The sequence below is a fragment of the Streptomyces sp. NPDC056503 genome (genome assembly GCF_042794995.1).
GTDB lineage: Bacteria > Actinomycetota > Actinomycetes > Streptomycetales > Streptomycetaceae > Streptomyces.
Genome location: NZ_JBHTST010000063.1, coordinates 33,442 through 42,781 on the forward strand (window position 1 = coordinate 33,442; position 9,340 = coordinate 42,781).

A 9,340-nucleotide genomic window follows, 5' to 3' on the forward strand; every position below is an offset into this window, starting at 1 on the left:
TGGTTCGGCTCTGGTCGGTCGGCCGCCGGTGGACCGGGGGCCGGCGCGGTCCTGTCCCCCTGTCGGGACGGGCGCGCCCCGGCCCCGGTTGCCGGGGCCGGTCGGGTTGGTTCCGGTGTCAGAGCGTCCTTCTGCTGCGTGAAACGTACCTCTGTGCCACCACGACGAGGATCAGGAATCCTCCGCTGACCACCGACTGGTAGGAGGAGTTCAGCGAGCCGATCTGGTTGATGAGGTTCTGGATGACGGCGAGGAGCAGGACGCCCCAGAGCGTGCCGCTGACCGAACCGGCGCCGCCGGCCAGCAGCGTGCCGCCGATGACGACGGCGGCGATGGCGTCGAGCTCCATGCCGGTGCCGATGATGGTGACGCCGGAGGAGAGCCGGGCGGCGTTGAGCGCCCCGGCGAAGCCCGCGAGCAGACCGCTCAGCAGGTAGACCGTCACCTTGGCGCGGGCGACGGGCAGTCCCATGAGGGTCGCGGCGTCGCCGCTGCCGCCGACGGCGAACAGCGTCTGGCCGAAGGACGTGCGCTGCAGGACCAGGCCGCCGAGACCGAGGAGGGCGAGGGCGATGAAGACCGGATGGCCGAAGCCCCCGACGCTGCCCTGGCCCAGCCCGGCGAAGGCCGAGTCCTTCGGCACCAGGTAGGTCGTCGCGCCCTCGTCGGTCACGGCGAGCAGCAGTCCGCGCGCGCCCAGCAGCGAGGCGAGGGTGACGATGAAGGGCGCCATGCCGGCGCGGGCGATGAGCAGCCCGTTCAGCGTGCCGATCGCCCCGCACACCAGGAGCGGTACCAGCAGGGCCGGGATCAGGCCCCACTGCGAGGCCCACGCGGCGAGGACACCGCCGAGGGCGAAGACGGAGCCGACGGACAGGTCGATGCCGCCCGTGATGATCACCAGGGTCATCCCGAGCGCCACGACGGCGAGGAACGACGCCTGGACGAGGACGCCCCGGGCGTTGTCGAGGGTGGCGAAGGACGGGTAGGCGAAGGACGCGACGACCACGACGAGGAGCAGCACGGCGAGGACGCCCTGCCGCTGGACCAGGGAGAGGAGGCCTTCCGCCGTGGTGCGGCCGCCGGAGGGGCGCTCCGCGTCCGGCACGGTGACGGGGGCGGGGTCCTCGGTGCCGGTCCCCGGGGCGGTGAGGGAGGGGGTGGGGTTCATCGGGATCGGCGCTCCCGTGCGACGTAGACGGCGGCGACGATGATGGCCGCCTGGGCGATCTGGGCGGTGGAGTCGGGCAGGTCGTGCTTGACCAGGGTGGCCCGCAGCAGCTGCATGAGGAGGGCGCCCGCCACGGTGCCGAGCACGCGGACCGAGCCGCCGCTCAGCGGGGTGCCGCCCACCACGACGGCGGTGATGGCGGAGAGCTCCATCAGGGTGCCGAGGGAGGACGGGTCGCTCGCGGTGAGGCGGGCGGTGGCGAGGACGCCGGCGAGTGCGGCGAGCACGCCGCAGAGCACGTACACGCCGGTGAGCACCCGTTTCACCGGAAGTCCGGCGAGGGCGGCGGCCTTGCGGTTGCCGCCGATGGCGACGACCTGGCGCCCGAAGGTGGTGCGGTGGACGAGGAAGGCGACGGCGAGCGCCAGGACCCCGGCGATCAGGACGACCAGGGGGACACCCAGGACGCTGCCGGTGCCCAGGGCCAGCAGGTCCGGGTTGACGATCTGCTTGAGCTGCCCGTCGGCCAGGACCAGGGCGAGGCCGCGGCCGCCGACGAACAGGGCCAGGGTCGCCACGATGGGCTGCAGCCCCACCACCGACACCAGGGTGCCGTTGACGAGGCCGACGACGGCCCCGGCGAGCAGCGCGACGAGCAGGGCGGGCACGAGGCCGTAGCCGAGGTAGAGCGGCAGCAGCGCGGCGGCGAGCGCCATGGCGGAGCCCACCGACAGGTCGACGCCCTCGGTCCCGATGACCAGGGCCATGCCGAGCGCCACGATGACGACGGGGGCGACCTGGACGAGCTGGGTGCGGAGGTTGTCGGCGGTGAGGAAGTACTCGGTGAAGAGGGCGTTGAAGAGCAGCAGCGCGGCCACGGCGGCGTAGACGCCGTACTCCTGGAACCACGCGGCGGCGCCGCGCCCGGTGCCTGCGCCGGTGCCGCGGACGGGCGCCGCGGTGGCCTGGGTGGTCATCGGGGGGCCTCCTCGGTGGCCGGGGCGTTCGGGGGTACGGCCCTGGTGGCGGCGCCCGCGGCGCCTGCGGCGGGGTCGGTGGCGGTGGGGTCGGCGGAGTCGGCGGGGTCGGTGGTGGCGGGGTCGCCCGTGGCGGGGCCGGTCGTCGTGCCGGTGGGGGCCGTGGCGTCCCGCGTGTCCCGCGCGTCCTGGACGGGCGCCGGGTGGTGGTCGGCCAGGGCCGCGAGAAGGGCGTCCTCGGACACCTGCTCGCCGACGAGTTCCCCCACGGTGGCGCCGTTCCTGAGGACGACGATCCGGTCGGCGCCCTCGACGAGCTCCTCGATGTCGGAGGAGATCAGCAGGACCGCGAGGCCCTCCTGGGCGAGCTCGTCGATGAGGGCCTGCACCTCGGCCTTCGCCCCGACGTCGATGCCGCGGGTCGGTTCGTCGAGGAGCAGCACCTTCGGTTCGAGGCAGAGCCAGCGGGCCAGGAGGACCTTCTGCTGGTTGCCGCCGGACAGTTCGCCGACCTTCTGCTCGGGGCTCGACGCCTTGATCCGCAGTCGCTTCATGAAGACGTCGACGACGCGGTCCTGCCGTGCCCGGGAGACGACGCCCGCGCGCGAGAGCCGGGGAAGGGCGGCGAGGACGATGTTCTCGCGGACCGAGAGCCCCGGGACGATCCCCTCCGCCTTGCGGTCCTCGGGCAGCAGGCTGATCCCGGCGCGGATGGCGCCGGCGGAGGAGGAACGGGCCGGCCGCGCACCGTCGACGCGGACCTCGCCCGCGTCCAGCGGCAGGGCGCCCGCCAGGGCCTTCGCGGTCTCGCTGCGGCCGGAGCCGAGCAGGCCGCCGAGGCCGAGCACCTCACCGGGGTGGAGCTCCAGCGACACGTCGTCGAGCTGGTGACGGCGGACCAGTCCGGTCGCGGTGAGAACGGGCTTGCGGGCGACCTCGTGGCCCTCGGCACCGAAGCTCGTCATGCCGTGCCGGCGGAGCTCGGAGACCTCCCGTCCCAGCATCATGGACACCAGCCGCACCCGGTCGAGTCCGGCGAGCGGGCCGGTGTGGATGTGCCGCCCGTCGCGGAGCACGGTGACCCGGTCGCAGATCCGGTACAGCTCGTCCATCCGGTGGCTCACGTACACGACGGCGACGCCCCGGCCGCGCAGGTCGTCGATGATCCGGAAGAGCGTCTCGACCTCGCGCGGTTCCAGCGACGACGTGGGCTCGTCCATCACGACGACCCGGGCCTCGACGGAGACGGCCCGCGCGAGGGCGACCATCTGCTGGGTGCCGATGCCGAGCGTGTTCAGGGGACGGCGGGGGTCGACGCTCACGCCGAAGCCGTCGAGCAGCGCCGCCGCCTCGGCGTGCATCCGCCGGAAGTCGATGAGCCCGAACCGGTTCCTGGGCTCGCGGCCGAGGAAGATGTTCCGTGCCACGCTCATCAGCGGGACCAGGTTCACCTCCTGGTAGATCGTGGAGATGCCGGCGGTCTGCGCCTCGGAGGGACGGGAGAACCGCACCGGCCGCCCCGACAGCAGGAGTTCGCCGCTGTCGGGGCGGTGCACACCGGTGAGCACCTTGATGAGCGTGGACTTGCCGGCGCCGTTCTCGCCGACGAGCGCGTGGGTCTCGCCGGCGCGGAGGGCGAACGAGACGTCGTCGAGGGCGACCACACCGGGAAAGCGTTTCCCGACGCCGTGGGCCTCGAGCACCGTCGGTGCGGCCGAGGGCGCGGCGCCGCTCGTCACGGGCATGGCGGCTTCGGGGGGCGCCGCTTCGGGGGGTGCCATGGGCATGGCCTTCCGGAGAGGGAACGGGGAGAGGACGGGGCCCGGCCCCGGGGGAGTACGAGGGCGGGGGGAGGCGCGGTCGGGGGGCCGGGCGGCCGGGCGGCCGGGCGGACGGTGAGGGCGGTGAGGGCGGCGGCGCTCGTCAGCCTCCGGTCGCGGGCGTCGTACGGCGCACGGAGCCGTGGCCGGCTCCCGCCGTCCGCGTGACTCCGGCCGTCCGCCTGTCTTCCGCCGTCCGGTTGCTTCCGGCTGTTCGAGTGCTCCGGCCGTCCGAACGCCTCCCGCCGTCCGAACCGCCCGCCCGGCGCGGGACACCCGCCCGGTTCGCCCGGCTGGGACACCCGCCCGGCTCGCCCGCACGGTACGCCCGCCGGGCGCGGTCACGCGGCTCCCTCCGGAGTCGGGTGACCACCGCCGGGCCGGACGAGGGGTCAGTACGCGCCGCCGAGGGACTCCTTGGCGTTGGCCGGGTCGTAGGCGCGGTCCGCGATGATGACGTCCTCCGGGATGCTTTCGCCGGCGTAGAACTTCTGCGCGGTGGCGAAGGCCAGCGGGCCGAAGCGCGGGTTGGACTCGATCACGGCGTTCAACTCACCGTTGGCGAGGGCCTGTACGGCGTTGCGCGTGCCGTCGATCGACACGATCCTGACGTCCTTCCCGGGGGTCTTGCCGGCCGCCTTGAGGGCGGTGACGGCACCGAGCGCCATCTCGTCGTTCTCGGCGTAGACGGCGGTGATGTCGGGCTTGGACTGGATCAGTTGCTCCATGACCTGCTGGCCCTTGTCGCGGGCGAACTCGCCGGTCTGCTGGGCGACGATCTCCAGACCGGGGGCCGCGGCCTTGACCTGGTCGACGAAGCCCTGGGTGCGGTCCGTGGTGACGCTGTTGCCGGAGGAGCCGAGCAGGATGGCGACCTTGCCCTTGCCTCCGGTGGCCTTGATCATCGCGTCGGCCGCGCGCTTGCCCTGCTCGACGAAGTCGGAGCCGAGGAAGGCGAGGTAGTCCTTGCAGGCCGTGGCGTTGACCTTGCGGTCGATGGTGAGGACCGGGACCTTCTTGGCGGCGGCGGCCTGGAAGGCGGGCTCCAGGCCGTCGGAGTTGAGCGGGGCGACGATGAGGAACTGCGCGCCCTGGGCGAGCATGTCCTGGATGTCGCTGATCTGCTTGGACAGCTGTGACTGGGCGTTGGTGGTGAGGAGCTTCTTGACGCCGACCTTGGCGGCCTCGTCCTTGATGGACCGGGTCTCGGCGATGCGGAACGGGTTGGCCTCCTTCTCCGACTGGGAGAAGCCGACGACGGCGTCCTTGAGGTCGAGCTTCGGCGCGCCGTAGGTGGTGAGGGTGCAGCCCGGGCCGGCGGACGCGGTGGGCGTCTGGACGGTCTGGGCGCCCTGGCTGCTGTCGCCGCCCGCGTTGTCCGCGGTCTCCGACTTGGCGCAGCCGGAGAGGGCGAGCGCGGCGGTGGCGGCGACGACACAGGCGACGGAGAGCGTGCGGGATCTCTGCGGAAGGGGCATGGGGGGACACTCCTTGGCGGGGGACGGCGCCGCCGGGTGGCGTGCGGTCGCTCGGGGCAGGAAAGCGGAGCCGGTCTGCCGGGGGACGGGCCGGCAGACCCTTGGTGCGCAGCCTCGTTCAGCCCGGATCACGCCCATGAGCTGGGCGGACACAGGCTCGGAGTCGCCTTCCGACGGGTCGGCGACTCCGGCTTTACAACGTTATAACCGCGCCTCGGCGAGCTCTGCAAGGGGCCGGAACGACGTTTCCGGAATGGCTCCCCATGGCGAAGGCGCCGTCACCGCAGTGGAGTTGACGACCTGTCGGAGTCGAGGGCGCGCGAGGTCTGGACAGCCTCCGCGTCGCGTGCTGTCATTCCGCTGCACACCGTTTTCCAACGTTGGAATGACAGTCGTTCGCCCCTCGTGGCACCGCCGTCGGCGGTGCCGGCGCAGGCCGTGCGGCGTCGGCCCCGGCCTGCCGACCGACCCGACTGTCCGGCAACCGCCGGGCGCCCGCCGGCCCGAGGCGGAGACCGCTCCTCGCACGGGCGCTTCCCCCGGCATGCGTTCCCCGGGTCCAGCTCCGATCCCCTCTCCAAGAGGAATGATTCGATGCCACGACGAAACACCCGCCCCCGAACCGGAATGCGGGCACTGCTGACCGCCGCCGCCCTGGTGCTGCCCGTCGGCGCCCTGACCCCGACCGCCGCCGCCTCCCCGCCGGACGGCACCCCCTTCTCCTCCGCCGTCGCCGCGTCCGCCCGGGACGCGGCGGTCGAAGTGCACGGGCTGAAGGGCGAGTACTTCAGCATGTCGGCCCCCGGCGCCCGGGACTTCGACCGGCTGGGCGGCACCTCCCTCGACCCCCGGATCGACTTCTCCGGGCTCACCGGCACCTTCCAGTCGCTGACCGGGCGGACCGAGCACACCACCGCCCGCTGGACCGGCCGGATCGAGGCACCGGTCACCGGCGACTACACCTTCCACGGGATCGGGGACAACGGCTTCCGGCTGTTCGTCGACGGCCGGCCGGTCATCGACCACTGGGTGCCCGACTGGGACCGCGAGCAGACCAGCGCCCCGGTCCGGCTCACGGCGGGCGAGAAGCACGACTTCCGGCTGGAGATGTTCCAGGACGTCGGCGGCGCCAACATGTTCCTGCGCTGGTCCACCCCGTCCCTGCCCAAGCAGCTGATCCCCGAGTCGGCCTTCACCCCGCCCGCGGACTTCCAGGTCTACCCGGTCGAACCGACGGTCCCGGCGGACGGGCGCCACGTGCGCCTGCGGTTCGAGCACCCGGTCTCCGGCCTCGCGTCGGTCGCCGACCACCTCACGGTCGAGGCGGACACCACGCCCCTGCCCGTCCGCTCCGTCACCGTCGCCCAGGACGACCCCCGTACCGTGGACGTCGAGCTGACCGAGGCCGTCCAGAAGGACCAGCGGGTACGGATCGACTACGACGGCGCCGGCGGGCTGAAGAACGGGGACGAGACCGTCCCCCGCATCCTGCGCTCGGCGGCCAACTCCTCCACGCACCGGCTCACCACGGAGTGGGGCGACACGCTGGACAGGAAGAACCCGCTGCCGGAGTACCCGCGCCCGCAGCAGGTGCGCGCCCGGTGGAAGAACCTCAACGGCCCCTGGCAGTTCACGGGCGCCGACCCCGGCGAACAGCCGGTCTTCGGCAAGGAGTTCGACGAGAGGATCGTCGTACCCTTCCCCGTGGAGTCCCAGCTCTCCGGGATCGAACGGCACGAGGACCACATGTTCTACCGCCGCCTGGTGGACGTGCCCGAGGACTGGAAGGTGGGCAAGGCCGGCAAGGGCAACCGGCTGAAGCTCAACTTCGGCGCGGTCGACTACGAGGCCACCGTCTGGGTCAACGGCACCCGGGTGGCCCGGCACACCGGCGGGTACGACGCCTTCAGCGCCGACGTCACCGACGCCCTCAAGGCCAAGGGCCCGCAGGAGATCGTCGTCGCGGTCACCGACACGGGCGGCCCGAACCAGCCGACGGGCAAGCAGTCCACCAGCCCGGGCGGCATCTTCTACACCCAGTCGTCGGGCATCTGGCAGACGGTCTGGATGGAGCCCGTCGCCCCGGTGGCCGTCGACGACGTCGTCACGACCCCCGACATCGACACCGGCACCCTGGCCGTGCGGGTCGAGGCCGCCCGCGCCTCGGCCGGGGCGCGCGTGGAGGCCGTCGCCCGGGACGCCCGCGGCAAGGTCGTCGGCCGGGTCTCCGGACCCGCCGCCGACACGCTGCGCCTTCCGGTCGCGAAGCAGCACCTGTGGAGCCCGGACGACCCGTACCTCTACGACCTGGAGGTGCGGCTGAAGGACGGCGGGTCGACCGACCGCGTCGACGGCTACTTCGGCATGCGGAAGATCGCGGTCGAGGACGTCGGCGGCTTCCGGAAGCTGGTGCTCAACGGGAAGCCGGTCTTCTCGCTGGCGACGCTGGACCAGGGCTTCTGGCCGGACGGGCTGTACACCCCGCCCAGCGACGAGGCGCTCGCCTTCGACCTGGAAGCCCACAAGCAGCTCGGCTTCAACGCCGTGCGCAAGCACATCAAGGTGGAACCGGACCGCTGGTTCTACCACGCGGACCGGCTGGGGCTGCTCGTCTGGCAGGACTTCGTCTCGGGCGACCTCAGGGACGCCGCCGGCCGCCAGGCCTTCGTGGACCAGGGCCGCGCGATGATGCGCCAGCACCACGACTCCCCGTCCGTCATCGGCTGGACGGTCTTCAACGAGGGCTGGGGCGAGTGGGACCGCGAGGAGTCCGGCCGGATCGCCGAGTCGGTGAAGGCGGCCGACCCCTCCCGCATCGTCAACGCCCACAGCGGGGTCAACTGCTGCAACTCCAAGGGCGACTCCGGCAAGGGCGACATCGTCGACCACCACGACTACGACAACAGGGACCCCGCCTACCCCGACCACCGGGCGGCGATGGACGGCGAACACGGCGGATTCACCCTGCGCACCCCCGGCCACATGTGGCCGGGCGCCCCGACGGTGATCTACAGCGGGGTGGCCGACAAGGAGGCGCTGACCCGCAGGTACGTGGAGAACACCGAGAAGTTCTACCTGGAGGCGGCGGGCGCGGAGCTGTCAGGATCCATCTACACCCAGATCTCCGACCTGGAGAACGAGCTCAACGGCCTCTACACGTACGACCGCCGTGAGATCAAGGTCGACGCGGCCCGGGTCCGCGCCGTCAACCTCAAGGTCGTCGCGGCCGGCGCCGCGGCCGGGCAGCGCGGCCCGCTCAAGGGCGGTGCCTCCTGGTCGCTCGACGAGGGGACCGGCACGACGGCCCGGGACTCCGGTCCCCAGGCACGGCCCCTCACCCTCGCCGGCGGGACCGGCTGGACCACCGGCGTCGGGGGCGCCGCGCTGAAGTTCGACGGCCAGGGCCAGTTCGCCCAGACCGACGGCCCCGTCGTCGACACCACCACCGGCTACTCGGTGTCGGCCTGGGCGACCCTGGACTCCCTGCCGGGCAACTACGCCACCGTCGTCAGCCAGGACGGCCGGCGCCAGGAGAACCCCTTCTACCTCCAGTACGGCCAGGGCGCCTTCGCCTTCAGCACCCCGGGCGGCAACCGCGCCCGCCACGTCATGACACCCGAGCTCGGGCGCTGGTACCACCTGGTGGGCGTCCGTGACGCCACGAGGGACGAGATCCGGCTGTACGTGGACGGCGCCCTGGTCGCCACGGCGGCCGCCGGCCCGGCGGACGTCAGCACCGGCCCGCTCGCGGTGGGCCGAGCCAGGTGGGGCGGCGGGAACGTCGACTTCTGGAAGGGCTCGATCGACCAGGTGCACGCCTTCGACAAGGCCCTGACCACCGAGGAGGTGGCCGCGCTGCACACCGCGGAGAAGCCGTAGAACGAACCCCCGGGC

The 9,340-nt window shown here is 72.8% G+C and carries 5 protein-coding genes; 1 reads left to right on the top strand and 4 read right to left on the bottom strand.

Annotation, left to right across the window (positions count from 1 at the left end; all coding sequences use genetic code 11):
- Positions 1-118: 118 nt before the first annotated feature.
- The 4 genes from ACFQ8C_RS20150 to ACFQ8C_RS20165 form a co-directional block, all read right to left on the bottom strand.
- Positions 119-1,171, bottom strand: a complete 1,053-nt coding sequence (locus ACFQ8C_RS20150; protein ID WP_383459192.1) for an ABC transporter permease — start codon at positions 1,169-1,171, stop codon at positions 119-121.
- On the bottom strand, positions 1,168-2,148 hold the full coding sequence (locus tag ACFQ8C_RS20155; protein ID WP_383459195.1) for an ABC transporter permease: 981 nt from the start codon (positions 2,146-2,148) through the stop codon (positions 1,168-1,170). Before ACFQ8C_RS20155 ends, ACFQ8C_RS20150 begins: the two co-directional genes overlap by 4 nt.
- Positions 2,145-3,929 carry a sugar ABC transporter ATP-binding protein gene (locus tag ACFQ8C_RS20160; protein ID WP_383459198.1) on the bottom strand — a complete coding sequence of 595 codons (1,785 nt, stop codon included), beginning with the start codon at positions 3,927-3,929 and terminating at the stop codon, positions 2,145-2,147. Before ACFQ8C_RS20160 ends, ACFQ8C_RS20155 begins: the two co-directional genes overlap by 4 nt.
- Before the next feature lie 431 nt (positions 3,930-4,360).
- A complete protein-coding gene (locus ACFQ8C_RS20165; RefSeq protein WP_383459200.1) occupies positions 4,361-5,446 on the bottom strand; it encodes an ABC transporter substrate-binding protein in 1,086 nt (361 codons plus the stop codon).
- Positions 5,447-6,040: 594 nt separating this feature from the next.
- Here ACFQ8C_RS20165 and ACFQ8C_RS20170 point away from each other — a divergent pair.
- Positions 6,041-9,325: a LamG-like jellyroll fold domain-containing protein gene (locus ACFQ8C_RS20170; protein WP_383459203.1), complete on the top strand. Its 3,285-nt coding sequence runs from the start codon at positions 6,041-6,043 to the stop codon at positions 9,323-9,325.
- The last annotated feature ends 15 nt before the right edge of the window (positions 9,326-9,340 follow it).

Bases quoted from the DNA above. Each gene is read 5' to 3' on its own strand.
- ACFQ8C_RS20150 (WP_383459192.1), bottom strand. From the start codon at position 1,171: ATGAACCCCACCCCCTCCCTCACCGCCCCGGGGACCGGCACCGAGGAC.
- ACFQ8C_RS20155 (WP_383459195.1), bottom strand. From the start codon at position 2,148: ATGACCACCCAGGCCACCGCGGCGCCCGTCCGCGGCACCGGCGCAGGC.
- ACFQ8C_RS20160 (WP_383459198.1), bottom strand. From the start codon at position 3,929: ATGGCACCCCCCGAAGCGGCGCCCCCCGAAGCCGCCATGCCCGTGACG.
- ACFQ8C_RS20165 (WP_383459200.1), bottom strand. From the start codon at position 5,446: ATGCCCCTTCCGCAGAGATCCCGCACGCTCTCCGTCGCCTGTGTCGTC.
- ACFQ8C_RS20170 (WP_383459203.1), top strand. From the start codon at position 6,041: ATGCCACGACGAAACACCCGCCCCCGAACCGGAATGCGGGCACTGCTG.